Origin of the sequence: Acinetobacter sp. 1294596, assembly GCF_000582925.1 — a bacterium.
GTDB classification, from domain to species: Bacteria; Pseudomonadota; Gammaproteobacteria; order Pseudomonadales; family Moraxellaceae; genus Acinetobacter; species Acinetobacter radioresistens.
Genome location: NZ_JFCC01000053.1, coordinates 1 through 17,244, shown reverse-complemented (window position 1 = coordinate 17,244; position 17,244 = coordinate 1). Strand labels below are relative to the sequence as shown.

Below are 17,244 nucleotides of genomic sequence, written 5' to 3'. Positions count from 1 at the left end.
GAAAGTTTATTTATCTACAACAGTATTTTCACCGCAGCGATACAACTTAACTCCAGCAGCCGGTGTTATGCCAGTTGAACAGATTCAATCTGTATTAGCTGAATGTGCAGACAATGCTCAAGAAGTAGAAATTCAATTTGTAGAGTCACAGACTAAGTTTGGTGCTCAAATGCAGATTTTTAGTGTTAAGCCGTTGCCGAAGAAAAACCCAGCATGAGCCATGATGAGTTAGACAAAATTGTTTGTTCTGAATGTGATGCTGAATATGACGCTGAATATGCAGACAAAGAACATTGGGAATATTGTCCCAAGTGTGGCGAAACATTCTTATAAATCAAATGGTTAATACAGAACATTTCGTATAATGTATAATATGTTAAAAATCAATAACTTATGGTAATAATCAATATGACACAGTTTATGTATAAGTGCAAGAAGTGTGGCAAACAGTTCAGCGTACATGCTCAATACTGTGTTCATTATTACCAGTGTAAGTAGGGTACAGGATTTTAAGAAATGGCATTTATCTGTGAAGAGTTATCAAGTGATCTAACAAGTCCCCAGACTTGTACTAAATGGATTGTTCTTGAAAATTCAAATCATAGTTTTATGCCTGAACTGACAACACAAGAAAAAGATGAACTTTTACTTTGGTTTATCGCAATTTTTGTTGTTGTTTTCACTGTCAAAATGATACGCAAATTAATGGGTATCTAATTAAAAAGGGGTTCATTTATGAACGGCAATCTTGAAAAACAAAAACGTATACAAATTCTTAAGCGTCATGGCGTTGCTACTGGTGCTTTAGGTGCTGTTGCTTTGGCAACTACTCAAGCAAATGCTCTTGATGTTGGGGGTGCTACATCTGGTTCTTCTGCTCAAACAGATATTGAAACAGGTGCAGTTTGGGTGCTTGGTATTGCAGTAGTAATTTTCTCAGCTCGTAAAGTTATTGGTTTTTTCCGAGGTTAATTTAATTAGAGTGCTAAAAAATGACTGAATCACTTTGGAATTGGATACAGGTTATCGTTTTAGCACTCGCATTTTATACTCTGCTCAAATAAGTATTTAGGAGTTTTTTAATGAAAAATTTTAGATACTTATTTGGGTTTTTTATTCTTTTTTTTTCGCAATATATTCATGCTGCATATATGTGTGGTTCAGGTGCTCAAGTTGTTTTAACTACAAATCTTTCTGATTATCCTTCTAGCATTTGTGCTGATGTTGGCGGTAATAACTGTCTAGTAACAGAAAGAGAATCTATAAAAAATTCTGATGGAACTTGGACTGTATTTGCAATCTCAACGGGTGATACTTGTAGTTCACTTACACCTCTGAAAAAACCAACAAGTCCAACGCCTCCAGATGACAATTGTATTCGTGATAATGGTTCTATCATTTGTCCTGATGATCCAGACGAACCAGAAAAACCTACTGTACTTAAATGTACAGCTGATTCTTGTCTTAATCCTGATAATTTACGTTGCCCCATCGGTTACGTTTCTGGCTCCTTCAATGGCCAATCTTTATGTATGAAATCAAATAAGCAACCGGATGAAGAACCAGATGATGAACTAGATGTAAGTGATGAAACAAGAGCTATTAATAAAGCTAAGAATTCAATAGTTGGAGCTATAAATTCGCTCTCTGAATCATTTTCTTCTGGTCTAAATACTATCTATCAGCTACTTAGTGAAAAACTTACTGGTAATTCAGGAGATGGAGAAACCGATAGTAATAATAATTCAGGTGGTGGTACTGGCAATTCAGAAACTGGTGATGTTGATACATCAGGTTTACATGCAGATTTACCTATTCTTGAAGTACCTGCATCAACAAAACAACTTGATGAAAATATATTCAATGTAAATGCACAGTGTCCGGCTGATAATACTTTATCAATGAATATTGCAGGTCGTCATTACACACATACTTTTTCATATGCAAAGGTTTGTGAAGGCTTAGCAATTATTGGCTATTTTATTTTAATAATGTGCTATTTGTATGCTTCACATATAGTGATTAGAGCATGAGATTTATAATATTATTTTTATTATCATGCTCATTCACTTTAAATGCGGCAATGATTGATGCAACTTGTGAGAAAGTCGAAATACAAAGCATTAAAATACCAATTCGTATTGATGACCGTGATTTAAAATATAATAACAAAGAGCCTATTTTTCGTGATCCTGACGTAAAAAATGGAGAATGTTTATTTCATATTTCACAGCCTCAATTTAAATATCTTGATCCGCCTCCACCTGTTATTTATAACTCGGCAGGTTATTCTAGTGCTGAGTGGGGTGCTGCTTTTCCAAAAATTGAATCACCTTCAAACTTTGATTATTTTGTAAGTTGTAAAGATTTAAACGATTCACTTACACGTGAATATAATGAGCTTTATAATGCTTATTACAAAGTATTTGTCGGCATTAAATATAAACAGTGTTCTAATAAATATGACCAGATAGACAATAATAATACTGATGGTTGTTATACATTCAGATATGAAGATCAGGAAGTTAGAACGCCATATGCATGTCAGTATTATAAGTGTGAGGAAACTGATCAAGTAGATGGTGAATTTGGTGTAGATACTGCTAATTACTATTCTTGTCGTGTTCAGTGTTCTAGATTTAACGCTCCTTCTAGTTGGGATTATCGTTTAAATGCTTATGTATGCAATCGCCCCCCTGATCCGTTACCTACTGGTTGTGGTTTATCTGAAAAAGAAAGTTGGGATTGTTTAAATAAAGAAGTTACTTCATCAGTAAATAATCTTAATTCGAACTCTGGTTCTATTTTAGATCGAATCTATAATTTACTATTTTCATTTTTTTCTAATAAAGAATCTGATTCAGAAACTGATTCTGGCTCTGATTCAAATATTGATACTTCTCAACTTGATGATATTAAGCTTGAGTCTAATCATCATACATTTTCATTTTCTGATTTTTTAAAAGATTTATTCCCTAGTAATGTTTCTTGTCCTGCTCAGAACTCAATAAACATTTTAGGTTCTCAATATAATTTTTCCTATTCTGCATTATGTGATGTTCTAAAATATCTGGGAAATATAGTTATGATTTTCTCAATTATTATTTCATACCGTACATTGAGGAGTGTTTAATATGCCTGCGATATTAATCACTATATTAACTGCTTTTGCATCTTCATTAGTTGCTCGCTTATTACTTGGTGCTGGCTTAATGTTTTTCACTTATAACTTTGCTGATGATTTAGTTGCGCAAGCTCAACAGCAAATGAAAGGCTTATTCTATAGTTTGCCTAGTGATGTATTAGGCCTGATTTCTATTTTGAAAATACCTCAAGGGCTTGGTGTTATTATGTCGGCAATGGGTATAGCTGCTTTTATCAAGTCTGCTAAAGTTATGTTAGGAAAGGCAGCTTAATAATATGTTATATCTAATTTCTGCACCTCCGCGAACAGGCAAAACACTCAAAGCTATTGAAATTATTTTTAAGCATTTAAATCAGGGACGTGTCGTATATACAAATATTGTTGGAATTAAAATACCTGGTGTCATGACATTTTCAAGTGATATGCAAAATCCACATGATTGGCGTGATTTACCTAATGACAGTGTTGTTATTTATGATGAAGCACATGAACATCCTGCTTTTGCTGATAGAAACTTGATTTCTGATAAACCACGTATGGCCCAGATTCGTGATATTGGTATATCGCTTACTTTACATGGCCATTTTGGTTTTGATATTTATATGATTACTCAAAATCCGCGTTTACTTTGTGCTGAAGTTTTGGCTTCTGTCGGAACTCATTATATTATGCGTCGAAAGTTCGGTTATGACATGGCTATGATTTTTGAGTATGCCGAAGCTAAAACAACATTTTCAAAACATACTGCTTCTGATGCACTTGTTAAAACATTTTGGCGTTATCCAAAACATTTATATAAGTTTTATGTCTCCAGTGAAGTGCATAATATTAAAAAGACTTTTCCACTTAAATATTATGCTTTTCTGCTAATTCCTCTTTTTCTTTTTTATAAGGGGTTTGCCAATGCACAAGAGACAAGTTTTTTCGGTTTATTTGGTGATGATAAACAAGTTGAACAAAAACAGCCTGAACAAAAAAATTTTGATCATTCTGTTCAACAACAAAAGAATGCTTTGGATATTGAAAACCAAAGTCCGTTTAATACTGAATTACCCTCAGATCCATTCGTTAGAGAGACAAAACGTATTGCTTCTGTTTTCTTGTCTGGAACTAAATGCACTGCATATTCAGGGGATGGAAATTATATAGATATTCCTTTTACTTATTGTAAAGAGCTAGCCAATAACCCTAGACTTTTGCAAGCTGCATCTAACGAAGTACGAGAACAAAGATTACAAGCAATTAATTATCAGCAGCAAATTCAGCAACCTGTAGAACCTACTGGACTTTAATATGAAAATTTTTTTATACATTATTGCGGGCTTGATATTCTCCATTTCACTCTTAGCTCTTATACCTTTTGTTCTCTATTGGCTCTCTCAATTTGTTTATTTTATTGCAGAACTATTTGATACTTATTGCAGTTATTTAGATCACTATTTTGAACAAGACTTTGTTGAAATGATTGCCTCTTTTTCTGTGGTATTTTTCATTCTTTCTTTTCTTGCTTTTATATTTGCTTTAATCGAAATATTTTCTGAGCTTCCTGATAGAGCATCTTAAGATGCTCATAAGCTTTTTAACAGAAAAAGCTTATCGATCTGCTACGTAATGAAGAATGCTAGAAGAAAAGTATTAAGTGAGTGTCTACGAACTGACACAATGACAATATGAATATTTCCCCCTCTGATTACGCTTTTGCTTTTACTGGAGACATTGATGGTCATTTTTATTAAAGCATTTATAAAGATTTTACCCCTATTTCTTCTTTTAGTTTTACTTCTGTTTGTTTCTAAATCATGCCAACAAAGTGCTTGTGAATCTAAAAGAATTTACTGTGATTGATTTCGCATAATGTAGTCCAGATTATGTTACATAGCCGATTTGCAACTATTTTTAGAGCAAATCGGCGTTATTTAACATTAATCTGCATTATGCGACATCTTAATGATATTTGAGCGAGGAGAGAGGAGGATGAGCGCAGCGACAGACCGACCGACCGAACGAGCGAAAATATCATTTTAGAGTAGGGCACACTGCTATCTAATAGTGTGCCTGACTGCGGAAAGTTTTTTGCAATATGCTCTATGAGCTATATATAACGGAGCTTTCAGGCTTATTGAGAACTTTTCTTATTTAATTGTTTTATTCTTCTATTTTTAAGCTTCCGTTTTCAGTTATTCCAACTTTATTTAGTGTCATCTCTAATATTTTATGCACTATTTCACTTTCAGATTTAAGGGGCTTAAATCCTTTCATAATTAATTTTTTATTTATTAAATTGAATCTCTCTTCTAAAGCTTCCTGTTCCCAAGCATTCAATTTGACAGTCTGAGGCATTTTTTTAACCAAATATCAAGATATACATTGCTATAAGCGTATACGTTTTTTTATAAATATGCTTGCATATACCGGTATACCTGTTGTATTTTGTATCCGTTAGTATACCGGTATACCAGAATGCTTGATTTCCTCCGTTTAGCGATTTATATCATTCCTACGCATGTGCGTAGCTTTGATAATCACCATTTTTTTAATGGTGATATTCGTGATTATGGAGTTCCAGCAGCTACTCGGCATGTGAGTAAAAATGACGATGGAGAGACTATAACAGGGGAGTTGTACCACCCATACGAGTCTCTCCCAAGTGATTACACTGATATGGCTGTTAAGTTCTATACCAATACGATGAATACCCATCCTTATGTTGAAATTAAAGCTTCACCGCTTAAATTACTTCAAGGTCATAACGTATATGGTTTTGAATCTATAGAACTTGGTGCTTTCCATATGATTGGAATGTTACTTGAAGCTTTCCCTAAGCTTGCTCCAATTCTTGATTTAGAACGTGCAGAAGTCCTTTGTCTTGATACTACTTATATTTTTAGACTGCCTCATCAGAATATGGTTCAACCAGTTCTTGATTATATGGCTAATCTTGCGTCTGGTCATCGTAAGGCCAGACAGATTAAATACGACAACTACATTACTTGGGGTAATGATGGTGCAAGTGTACGTCCGAAGGCTTACGGTAAGTTTGAAGAAGTAAAAGCACAACTAAATAAAGTACAAAAACAAGCAGATAAAGGCTGTATGCGTTCTAAGTCTCTTGTAATGGCTATGCATGATGCTTTGCCTTTTGCTAATGCTGTTTTACGTCTTGAAGGCCGTATTACTAAGACATATCTGTCTAAAAATGGTTATCCAACTAATTTATATCAGCTTATTAAGCTTCAACATGAACAGCCAGAATTATTGCTACGACTCTGGCACGTAGCTTTTGACCCGATCCTAGACACAATGAAGGGTAAATATATGAATTTTTCATCTGATGGAGAAGTTTTGGATTTACTCCGATCCAATCTAGTTACTACCACTAAAACTGGTAAGCCAAGTTATACAAAAGCGAATAATGCATTTAAGTTTTATTCACTTATGCGTCAAGTTGGCTGGGTTAAAACTAAAGAGCTATATAACGAGCGTACTTTTTACGACTCACTAAATAATCTTTTAAATGTAGGTATTTCTAAGTCACATCTTCAAAACCTACATAAGAATCCTAATGGCAAGGTTATTCCATTTGTTCGTATGTTCGAACTCAAGATGTGTGATCAATATCCGGCTGATTATCAACTTCCAGTTTCACAATATAGCCCTAAATCGGGCTTACATTTAGTTGCCTGAGGAGGCTTTTACCATGCAAGTTCAATTTAATACACGCACAATTTTGCCATCTGTTTACCGTACTGAAAAAGATGGTGTAGAGAAAGTTTATTTATCTACAACAGTATTTTCACCGCAGCGATACAACTTAACTCCAGCAGCCGGTGTTATGCCAGTTGAACAGATTCAATCTGTATTAGCTGAATGTGCAGACAATGCTCAAGAAGTAGAAATTCAATTTGTAGAGTCACAGACTAAGTTTGGTGCTCAAATGCAGATTTTTAGTGTTAAGCCGTTGCCGAAGAAAAACCCAGCATGAGCCATGATGAGTTAGACAAAATTGTTTGTTCTGAATGTGATGCTGAATATGACGCTGAATATGCAGACAAAGAACATTGGGAATATTGTCCCAAGTGTGGCGAAACATTCTTATAAATCAAATGGTTAATACAGAACATTTCGTATAATGTATATTATGTTAAATGACTTATACCTGATAATAACTTCATATCTTCTTTTATTAAACGAAAATTCAATAACTTAAATAATTTCAATTTCATTTGTAAAATATGATATGTTGACCTCAAGAATACTTCATAAACTTTACTATGTTTGCTTTAAAAACAATTCATTTGGAAAAGAAAGTTTCAAACGAAAATCAAATTATTCTTTTGTTTGATCTGGATTCATCATGTCCATGTTTGTACCCTATGCTGTACACCATGAAATTTCTTAGATTTCAAAGTATCTCTACTCAGCATGCAGATTTAATCGCAATAAAATTTTGGTATGAATTTTGGTTTGAAAAGTTTTCGACATCTTTTTGTGAGTCGTTCTACTCGACATCCTATAACTTTGAGATCATCCAAAGTGAAATTGATAATTTTATTGTCTACTTAGAAAATAATAAAAAAATTGAAAGTAATCTTATCCGGCTAAGACATACAGACCATACCAATTACACAACAATTGGCCATAGAATTAGATCCTTTCTAAAGTTTTACAATTTTTTGATTGATGAATATTTAAGCATCCAATCACAGCCGCAACTCACGTTGAAGGAAATTCAAAAAATTAAAGAAAACTTAAATAAATATATGACAATAAAGAAAAAAATTATAAATAATTTTTCAAAAGCTAATAAAACAATTAAAAGTGAAATAAATTATAATTTTAAGAGTATGAATCAGGAAATGATTAAAGGATTGTATTCAGTTATTTCACCGAGCAACTCTAATAGATGCAATGAATTAAATCCTTTTAGATCTAAAAGTGTGCAACTCAGGAATTTTCTGATCATACATCTCATGCTTAACTATGGTCTTAGAATTGGTGAACTTATGCTACTAACAACTAATTCTATTAAAAAATCAATTCAGAATCATAATTTTAGCTTAATTATTACAAATACAGATGATGAGTTCGATGAACGATCGAAAAAGCCAAAAATCAAAAATGAATATTCGTACCGAGTAATAAAACTACAGGAACGAGACTATAGAATTATTCAAATTTATATAAATGAGATCCGAAAAGAAATTCCTTCACAAATCTTATTTACATCTTTAAAACCTCCCTACTCTGCTTTAAGTTATGCCAGTGTTAAAAAAATATTTGATCAGGTAGATTTCTCATTAAAAGCATTGTTGCCTGAGTGTTTTGATACTTCAGCTTATGATTCAATAGAACGCCTAACTCCACACGTATGTAGACATTCTTGGGCTTATATGATGTTAAGCTTTTCTTTTGAGAAGTATAAGAAAGAAAATGTTAGTTACTCTGATCTAACACAAAGTGTAAGTGATGCTCTGCTAAAAGCACAGGATGATCTAAGAGCCTTAGGTGGTTGGTCTCCTACAAGTGCAATGCCCATATATTACGGTAAACGTTTTATTGTAGAACGTGCTAATTTTATGAACTTGGCTCGGATAATTGATTCCAGTGTTAAATTATGAATGATAAGAATATGCCTCAACTTAATCTGGATTTTGAAAAAAATGATGATAGCTCCAGTGAATTTATTATTTTCCATGATGCTGATCTTAGTCTCATAGAATCTTTGCATTTACCAACAATCATTAAGTTTCATAGAGCAGATAAGTTTGATAGTAAGTTTATTCAAACATCTAATGAAGTTTGGGCTTTTACTTACTCAGGAGAACGGATTCAGCTGAATTTTTCTAAGCTATTGTCGTTTGAAATAAAATTAGTGAAATATTTTTTGGCAAATTTTATTCAAACTAATACACCATCTTCACTTGATGTTATATTTCACGCTTTTATATATGCGATTAAATTTTTAAAAAGAAATCAATTAACACTCAACTTTCATAATTTAAAATCCGTACTCCTTAATCTAGCAAAAATTAACAATCATACATATTTCTACAATTTAAAATTTTTAGTTAAATTATTGTTTTTAGAGGGTTTTCATGGTTTTGATATTAATCAAGAATACGAATTGGAATTCCTTGAACGCCCTAAGGCCTTTAATTCAAAATTATATTATCAACAGTACGAAGATCCGATCGATTACCCTATTATCACAATGATTCAACAGGGGTTTTCAAAGCTAAATCACAATATAGTGAACTCAAATAAAGACATTGATAATCAAACCCTACTCTATTCTTCCATACTTGGATTGATTTATGTAACTGGTCTTAGGCCTGTGCAGTTAGCTAAACTATCCGCTGAAGACATAAAAATAGATACTACTCGTACGACAGATCAATTCCATCGATACAGCATACTAATTCCATATGCAAAACAAGCACGTTATGTACATGAAAAAATAGCAATAAAACTGCCAGAAGAAGTCGCTGAGATTATTCAGGCTTATATCGAAAGATTTAAATTAAATCCTAAAGATAAACTATTTGAGATGGGGGCATATTCAGCACATTTTTGTTTGAAAGCTATTAATACACAATTATTTGATTTTTCTCCTGAAATCTATAGAAAAGCTGTTCTTTCAGGTGAAATAATAAGGCAAAAGTACTCCTTTTCAGATTTTAGACATCACGTTGGTTATAGTTTGGCTATGGCAGGGTCTTCTGCTGAAGAGATTGCTTATATCTTAGGTCATTCTTCTGTTGTAACTGCTAGACATTATATTTTCTCTACCCCTGAACTTGCTCAAATTAGAGCGCAAGCACTTGGTAAAAATTCTCTGTATAAACAAATGATCGCTATGCTCCTGACTGGAAGGCTTGTTTATAAGAAAGATTGGCTTCAGAAAAAAGTACTAGGAAATATTGGTAGCAAAATTCATTATGATATTGGTGGGTGCTCCTACGAAGACAAATGTTTATTTCAACCAGTTCGCAATTGCTATGGTTGCATGTACTTTCATCCTTTTATAGATGCTAACCATAATCATGTTTTAGAAAGCATACAAAGTGAAATCAATGATCTTATTAAGCTATCAGATGGAATTGGGGTATCTAGAAATCCATTGATTCGAGTACATGAGTCAACTAAATTCGAAATTGAATCTGTAATAGCTCGTTGTGCATTACAGAAGGATGATATTCATGAACATTGAAAAATATAATGCTTTTATTGACGAACAAAAAAATTACTTTAATCAGAATTTACAGTCTAATTTTAAATGGAATTGGGACGATTCATCTTGGTATGGTGGTACGATAGGATCTGGTTGGCTGTTATCTAGAAGTGGTAAAACACATTTCACTTTTGGCACTATTAAAAAATTGAAAGGTATCGAAAACAATACTATTGATCCTATTTTTCAAGAGTTTATTAAATCTGTACTTATTCTTAGTTATCGTAAATCTAATTCCAAAGCATCACCTCAAAAACTATATGCAGAATTTTTAATCCTGAAGCGTTGGTATAGTGCTCTATATTCTGAAAAAATCGAGAGCATACATCCCTGCTATTTATCTACATTAATATTAAATAAGTCTTTTGAAATTTTGGCAGAAAATTCGAGTAAAACGAATCTTCCTGATCATGCTGGTACATACCTTAGATTACAAGAGATGTTAAATTATTACGGTTTTACTGAACTACCTTTAGAGTTTTCTCAAAAATACCTCTATATAAATCGCCAGAATAGAACCCCAAATGCCAAGAAAACAAAAGCTTTAATAGATCAATTAGAACTTGATGAAGATGATCTAGATAAAGAGAAGCTGATTTCTATTCGGACATTTATCAATATTGTGTCCTTAATTGGTTTGTGCGAAACGAATGGTGAAAAGATTGTTCTGAATCTTTTATTATTACTCATAGTCACGGGTTTACGTTCAACGGAAGCAATACTTTTAAAAACAGATGCATTAAAAAAGCAACCTATAATTGATCCAGTAACCAAAGAGCATCTAACTTTAGATGGTATCAAGCAATACACATTGGGAATTCAATACCATGGTGCGAAAGGAGCTGGCTTTAGAATCCACTGGGTTGAGCCTTTATCTGCAAATTTAGTTGAGACAATATTTCAGTCAGTATTAGGTCTCACCCAAGAATATAGAGAGCATCTGTATTATATCAGGTCAAAAAATTGTTCAGATTTTTTGCCAAAATCTATTGATGATATTGATCAGGATTTTGTTGAAATAGATGATCTCATTGGAACCATTTTTGGAGTAAAAGATAACTATAAAGGTAGAGCTGGACAACGTGATGTTGTTATTAAGTCCATTAAAAACATTCCAATTTATAATGAAATTAGAAATGGTCAAGGCGTTGAAAGATATTACTTAAAAGAAGATATTAATCAATTTATTAAAGGGTTAGCCAATTATGACTCTGAATATCCTATCGATCATGTTTTTAATTATGAAGGAAAAACAGAAAAAATCGCTTATGAAGATCTACTTTTTATTCATGAGTTTAGATCTGCAACACTACAAAGAGCTTTCATCAACAAAACAAACATCATTCCTCTAAATGGAATGTTAATAAATAGCTTTTTTGGAAATTCCTTAAGTAGGTCTGTTTTTGAAAAATATAATTTACTTGAGAATGAAACAGAACATTCCAAGCTTACCAGTCATATCCCAAGACACAATATCAATACTTTTCTCGCTCTCAGTGGTTTAGCTGAACATTTGCAAGCAATGCTTATGGGCCGTGTAGATATCAAGCAAAACCAGTATTATCAACACTTAGCGTTAAAACAACGTAAGGTCACAGCTAGTTTATTAGAAAAACAAGAATTGGTACTTTATGAAAATGCTAAGCAAGAACTCAAGCCAGAATATCCAATTGATTCTATCAAAGATGATGGAATAATGTACTTTTCAGAAAAATTGGATCTAGAAAATAATTTAAAGATGAATTTACAAACCTTTGACTCGAAAAATGAAGTAGCGAGTTATGTAAAGGAATCTTTCTTTGATGAATATTTTCAAGATATCGCAGAGTCATTTAATGAATTGGTTAAAGAAGATCAATCATTAGCCAACTCATTAGTTCAACGCCATGCGTGTTTACACCCCTTGCCTTTTGGTGGATGTATGCGTGAAGTAGCTGTGCATGATTGCCCTAAACGTCTTGCCTGCCAATCAGGGGATCAATGTGGAAACTTTGCTTTAACTGGCCGTAAAGGTGAATTAGAAGCTCTACAACATACTCTGAATGAATTGCTAGATGAGTTTGCACATATAGAGCAAATCGTAATCCATGATTTATCTTACAGCGAAATGCTTGAGGATTTACGTCAAAAAATACTTTATTTAAGTGATTTAAAAACAAAAGCACTTGGCAGACAAAATAGTTTAACTCCTGTTCCTGTTTTTCATTATGGTGATGCTATCACTAAATTACCAACAACCTTAAGTGAACTGTTCGCTATAGAACAGCAAAAAATTGAGACTAAGGAAGCCTGATATGTTACGTGGTAAACAATTAGATGAAGTCATCGAACAAGAATTGCAAATGATGTTGATTGAAGGCTTCGAAAAATCCCCTATTTCGCACAAAACTCTTCATAATCGTCTAACAGCTAAAGGGTATATATCAGGTGGGCTTAGTACTTTAAGTTCGGCTGAAAGGAAGAAGCTCATATCTCTGTATGTATCTGAGCAGATTTCGCCACTAAATCTAAAGACTAAAGAACAGCAACTTTATGTGAATAAAAAGACAAGGCAAGCTCTTACGGACACCAATAAAAATCTGCGCACTCAAATTGATGATTTGGAGTCACAGCTTCATCAGAATACAGAAACACTTATAGATATTATAGAAGAGGTAAAGTTAAGAACTAACTTGAAGATAGATCATCTACTAGCTCCTCACCTTCTCAAAAAATATTTATCACGGGAGTAATATTTTAGGATTAACATTGAGTGTTTGTGAGATTTGGTAGAGTTTTTCAACAGTAATGCTGACTTCTCCCCTTTCAATTCGCCCCAAATAGCTACGATCAATCGTTGTTAATAAGGCTAATTGTTCTTGGCTAATTGATTTTTTTTTCCGAGTTTCCCTGATTTTAAAGCCAATCGACAGTGCTAGTTCTTGATTCATAGGTGATAACCATAAATACAAGAACTATCAAGAATTGAAGTGTTTTAATCCACGGACTATAATCCTCATTATTTGTGTAATGAATATGGAAATTCAAAATTTACCAATGTTCCGAGAGCTTTCTAGAGTCTTTTGTAGCTATAAAATTGAGTCATGGCAAACTGTAGATTTCTGGGATAAAGTTAAACTTTTAGAAGTAGTAGATAGTAATGTTAACTATCAAAGTGTTTATCGGTTGATACTTCGATTGGTTAAAGATGGTTATTTAACCGTTGATGTTGAAAAAAGTAGATATGGACAAACCACTTATACCGAAGCTGAAAATTTGCATGATCTACGATCACAGTTTTGCATTGAGTCAACATCTACCCTCCAAGAACTAAATTTGAAAAAAGAAGAGTTTGAGGGCGAAATCATTGCACTAGAAGAAGAAATTGAAGCATTGCATGATTTAAAAGGACAATTTCCTGATATCCAATTTAAAATTGAACAAGTTAAAGCAATAAAAAGCAGAGAAATTAGTAACTTTCAAGCAAAAGTGAATGCTATGAAGTCGTTGATAGTTTTTTTAGAACACGATAATTAACTAAAGATCCAATTTTTGATTAATATTTACTCAATCATGTTTTTTCTTAAATAATTTTGAACTTTAGGATATACAATAGAGAAAATACTTATGAAATCTATAAGCTTATGTCTAAAGATAATATTAAAAGTACTGCGATTACATATAAAGGCTATGATTATCAAACTTTATTCGGCATAAGCATTCTTGCTGACTGGCTGAATTTCCCAGACAAATACCAGAAGGTTTTATTTGAAGCGACTGATGATACTGACGATACCCCGCAGGCATTAGATGACGTAATTTGTGTCAGAAAAGATAATAAATATGACTACTATCAAGTCAAATATTCACCTTCTCCAGAAAAAGAAGAAAACGAATTTTCTTGGGATTGGATTCTTAAAAAGTCAGGAAAGACGGAACGTTCAAAAAGTATTTTAAGAAAAATATATGATGCCTACAAACGCATACCATTAGATCAAATAAATTCGATCAATTTAGTAACAAACAAGCGTCTTGCAAGAGATGTAGAATCTTGTTTTCAAGAAACTCCTTACCTTCAATTTGAATTAATACCTAAAAATATTCAGGACGAAATCATAAAGCAGTTAGGTAGTAAAGGCGAAGCTAAAACTTTTATAGAGAGTTTAAAAGTTGCTTATGATGATCCCATATATTTAGTACTCGAAAATCAGGTACAAGATTCTCTAATGAAAGTTAGCGATGAAATAGGATGTTTACGTCTCTTATATGAAGCTAAGAAATGGGCAACAATTCAACATTATCCAGCCCCCCAAGGTTGGATTACTTTAGACATATTACGTTCTGTTATTCATACCAAAAGACCTGAACCTATACCTCAGAGTTTTTATATTTCAGATGATTACGTGTTGCCAGATGAAAGTTTTCATGAAAATTTTGTTAGTGAAATCATTTATGAAGCAAAAACAAATATATATGTTCTAACTGGTAGTCCAGGCTTAGGTAAAAGTACATACCTGAGTTATCTGTGTAATGAATTAGAAGATAAGAAAATTCCCTATATCAGACATCATTATTTTATTTCTACACGTGATAGAACACAGGATAGACTTTCTTTAAGAGTTATTTCTGAATCACTTTACTCACAAATCAGACAATTTCATCATAAAATTAATATTTCATCTCATGAACAACCTGAAAATTTAAGTAATATTCTTGAAAAATGTGGAAGTCACTATAAAAAAATTGGAAAGCCTTTTATATTTATTATTGATGGACTAGATCACGTTTGGCGAGATAATAATAAAAATATCAATCCATTAGAAGAGTTTTTTAAAACATTATTGCCACTACCAGATAATCTTAAAATTATTATTGGTACACAACCTGTAGACGATGAATATCTACCAAAAAAACTTTTAACTTTATGCCCTAAGAGTAGCTGGACATACCTTCCCTCTATGTCTGGCAATGCCATTTCAGCTTATGTAACTAAAAGAATAAAAGATGGGGCATTAATAACGAATGATTATGGAAATAAAGATGAAATCATCACCAAAGCTGCTTCAGCACTATTAAATTCTACACATGGTTATCCGTTGCAACTGATCTATACTTGTGAATATCTAAGAACTAACCTACTTCCCATTAATGAGTGGCAAATCAATAAGCTTCCTATGCATAGCGGCGGGGATATTGAAGAGTATTATCTATCGATTTGGCATACGCTAAATCATAAGCAAAAAAATATACTGCATCTTGTTGTAAATTTTAATTTTTTCTGGCCTAGAACTTCTTTTAATAAAATTTTTTCTGATTCATTCTTAGATATAAATTCAGTAATTTTTTTGCTACATGAATCTTTATCTGGTTTAAGACCATTTCATGAAAGCTTGAGTGTTTTTGTCAAAAGCAGAGATAACCATGATGAAATCATTGAATCATTATTGGTACCTCTATGCACTTGGCTTGAGCATGATGCACCTGAGTCATTAAAACAGAGATGGTTATGGTATTGCCATGCTTTACTTGGTAATACTAGCCCTTTAAGAAGTGGCCTAACACGTGATTGGATTATCGAGCGATTAGTAGAGGGGTATGATCCCCAAATTTTTATCGACTTACTAACTCAAGCTGAAACGGTTGCCTTTAAAGAACGACAGTATGCTGAGGCATACAAACATAGATCGATAAAAACACGTTTATTAAACGGCCCTCAATATCAACCAACTGATTTTAATCAGTTAAAAATTATATTTCTAACCACTGCCCCACAGTCTGCAATCAATGAGTTAATTTCCTTACGTCACCAACTTTCAGTAGCTGATTTAGGAATTCTATCAATAGCCTTATGGCATAGAAATGAGAAGCCCCAAGCTTTATCAATTGCAAACTGGTGTCGTGAAAGATTTCTAAGTGAAGAGCGTTTGAACAATGGTCATCAACATGATGATATTTATAATAAAAATTTAAAACTAATGCTGCATACTAAAATTTTAAATGATGATAAGTATATTCCTTCTCTTATCAAAAAAGATTCAATTAAAACGTGGAATGAAGAATGGATGACATTGTTGTGCCAAATAAATTGTTTGAATGATAATTTTGAACAATTGCTAGATGTTTTCAATGTAATAGAGAATGAACACATCCAGAAGATGATAGCAGAGCAAATAATAATTCTAGGTTCTATTGAGGAAGTTGAACTTGGATGTTTAGAAAATCAAGAGTTGTTCGAGGCATCCCCTCTAGGAAAAGTTGTTCAAATTTTAGAAAATAATTTATTCAAGCAAAGCTATTTAATTTGCAAAGATGAAGATGAAGATGAAGATGAAGATGAAGATGAAGATGAAGATGAAGATGAAGATGAAGATGAAGATGAAGATGAAGATGAAGAACAATATCTAATATTTAAAAGTGATCAACTAGTCTTTAATTATAAAGATTACTTGGCAGAGTAAAACTTGAAGTGCGACATAAACCACCTAATTAATTTAAAGGGTTTATGGAGTATATAAAATTGTCATACCATCATCTTAACTTTGAAGATCGTACTGCATTAATGCTTGAGTCAAGAAAAGAAGGCTTTTCAGCCAGAAAATTTGCTGAACTCATTAAAAGACATCCTAGTACGATCTATCGTGAGCTTAAAAGAAATAGCATCAATGACGTTTATCAAGCTCGATATGCTTCTGATAACACCTTCGCTAGACGTAGACGTGGTCACAGAAAACTCAAAATCGATTCAATCCTCTGGAAATTTATTGTTGAAGCGATCCGTTGTTTATGGTCTCCTCAGCAAATAGCAAAGCGTTTAAAGACATTTCCTGATTTGGATCAAACAATGAATGTAAGCCATACAACGATTTATTCAACGATACGCGCATTACCA

General features: G+C 32.9%; 19 protein-coding genes. 17 read left to right on the top strand and 2 right to left on the bottom strand.

What is annotated here, in order from left to right:
- From J502_RS16995 to J502_RS14090, 8 genes are all read left to right on the top strand, one after another.
- Window positions 1–217: hypothetical protein (locus J502_RS16995; RefSeq protein ID WP_034684736.1), on the top strand; the 217-nt coding region annotated here is incomplete at its 5' end.
- A gap of 299 nt (window positions 218–516) precedes the next feature.
- Window positions 517–717: a hypothetical protein gene (locus tag J502_RS14120; protein ID WP_034684734.1), complete on the top strand. Its 201-nt coding sequence runs from the start codon at window positions 517–519 to the stop codon at window positions 715–717.
- Between the two features lie 18 nt (window positions 718–735).
- Window positions 736–972, top strand: a complete 237-nt coding sequence (locus J502_RS14115) for a hypothetical protein (RefSeq protein WP_034684733.1) — start codon at window positions 736–738, stop codon at window positions 970–972.
- Window positions 973–1,082: 110 nt separating this feature from the next.
- On the top strand, window positions 1,083–2,033 hold the full coding sequence (locus J502_RS14110) for a virulence factor TspB C-terminal domain-related protein (RefSeq protein ID WP_034684731.1): 951 nt from the start codon (window positions 1,083–1,085) through the stop codon (window positions 2,031–2,033).
- A gap of 50 nt (window positions 2,034–2,083) precedes the next feature.
- On the top strand, window positions 2,084–3,133 hold the full coding sequence (locus tag J502_RS14105) for a virulence factor TspB C-terminal domain-related protein (protein WP_034684729.1): 1,050 nt from the start codon (window positions 2,084–2,086) through the stop codon (window positions 3,131–3,133).
- A 1-nt stretch (window position 3,134) separates the two neighbouring features.
- Entirely contained in the window at window positions 3,135–3,416 is a 282-nt protein-coding gene (locus J502_RS14100; RefSeq protein WP_034684726.1) for a DUF2523 domain-containing protein, read from the top strand.
- A 4-nt stretch (window positions 3,417–3,420) separates the two neighbouring features.
- Complete coding sequence (locus J502_RS14095) at window positions 3,421–4,437, top strand: zonular occludens toxin domain-containing protein (RefSeq protein WP_052026709.1); 1,017 nt, start codon at window positions 3,421–3,423, stop codon at window positions 4,435–4,437.
- Between the two features lies 1 nt (window position 4,438).
- Window positions 4,439–4,708: a hypothetical protein gene (locus J502_RS14090; protein WP_034684723.1), complete on the top strand. Its 270-nt coding sequence runs from the start codon at window positions 4,439–4,441 to the stop codon at window positions 4,706–4,708.
- A gap of 582 nt (window positions 4,709–5,290) precedes the next feature.
- On the opposite strand, the gene J502_RS14085 is transcribed toward J502_RS14090, so the two are convergent.
- Window positions 5,291–5,485, bottom strand: a complete 195-nt coding sequence (locus J502_RS14085; RefSeq protein WP_034684720.1) for a hypothetical protein — start codon at window positions 5,483–5,485, stop codon at window positions 5,291–5,293.
- Between the two features lie 120 nt (window positions 5,486–5,605).
- Between J502_RS14085 and J502_RS14080 the strand changes: the two genes are divergently transcribed.
- The 6 genes from J502_RS14080 (at window position 5,606) to J502_RS14055 (ending at window position 13,108) form a co-directional block, all read left to right on the top strand.
- Window positions 5,606–6,829 (top strand): phage/plasmid replication protein, II/X family, encoded by a 1,224-nt coding sequence (locus tag J502_RS14080; RefSeq protein ID WP_034684717.1) that lies wholly within the window; start codon window positions 5,606–5,608, stop codon window positions 6,827–6,829.
- Window positions 6,830–6,842: 13 nt separating this feature from the next.
- The gene (locus J502_RS14075; RefSeq protein ID WP_034684714.1) at window positions 6,843–7,127 is read left to right on the top strand and encodes a hypothetical protein; all 285 of its coding nucleotides are present in this window, start codon (window positions 6,843–6,845) and stop codon (window positions 7,125–7,127) included.
- A 289-nt stretch (window positions 7,128–7,416) separates the two neighbouring features.
- Complete coding sequence (locus tag J502_RS14070) at window positions 7,417–8,763, top strand: site-specific integrase (RefSeq protein ID WP_034684711.1); 1,347 nt, start codon at window positions 7,417–7,419, stop codon at window positions 8,761–8,763.
- Window positions 8,760–10,355: a site-specific integrase gene (locus J502_RS14065; protein WP_249301628.1), complete on the top strand. Its 1,596-nt coding sequence runs from the start codon at window positions 8,760–8,762 to the stop codon at window positions 10,353–10,355. The genes J502_RS14070 and J502_RS14065 overlap by 4 nt, the downstream gene beginning before the upstream one ends.
- Window positions 10,345–12,669 carry a hypothetical protein gene (locus J502_RS14060; RefSeq protein ID WP_034684707.1) on the top strand — a complete coding sequence of 775 codons (2,325 nt, stop codon included), beginning with the start codon at window positions 10,345–10,347 and terminating at the stop codon, window positions 12,667–12,669. Before J502_RS14065 ends, J502_RS14060 begins: the two co-directional genes overlap by 11 nt.
- A gap of 1 nt (window position 12,670) precedes the next feature.
- On the top strand, window positions 12,671–13,108 hold the full coding sequence (locus J502_RS14055) for a hypothetical protein (RefSeq protein ID WP_034684704.1): 438 nt from the start codon (window positions 12,671–12,673) through the stop codon (window positions 13,106–13,108).
- On the opposite strand, the gene J502_RS14050 is transcribed toward J502_RS14055, so the two are convergent.
- Entirely contained in the window at window positions 13,097–13,306 is a 210-nt protein-coding gene (locus J502_RS14050; RefSeq protein ID WP_034684701.1) for a helix-turn-helix domain-containing protein, read from the bottom strand. The two genes, J502_RS14055 and J502_RS14050, sit on opposite strands and share 12 nt — an antisense overlap.
- Before the next feature lie 85 nt (window positions 13,307–13,391).
- On the opposite strand from J502_RS14050, the gene J502_RS14045 reads away from it, so the two are divergent.
- The 3 genes from J502_RS14045 to J502_RS14035 form a co-directional block, all read left to right on the top strand.
- Window positions 13,392–13,892, top strand: coding sequence for a hypothetical protein (locus J502_RS14045; protein WP_034684697.1), 501 nt, complete (start codon window positions 13,392–13,394; stop codon window positions 13,890–13,892).
- A 107-nt stretch (window positions 13,893–13,999) separates the two neighbouring features.
- A complete protein-coding gene (locus J502_RS14040) occupies window positions 14,000–16,813 on the top strand; it encodes a dsDNA nuclease domain-containing protein (RefSeq protein WP_081403961.1) in 2,814 nt (937 codons plus the stop codon).
- A 44-nt stretch (window positions 16,814–16,857) separates the two neighbouring features.
- Window positions 16,858–17,244, top strand: a 387-nt coding sequence (locus J502_RS14035) for a helix-turn-helix domain-containing protein (RefSeq protein WP_171072025.1), incomplete at its 3' end; no start/stop codon positions are given.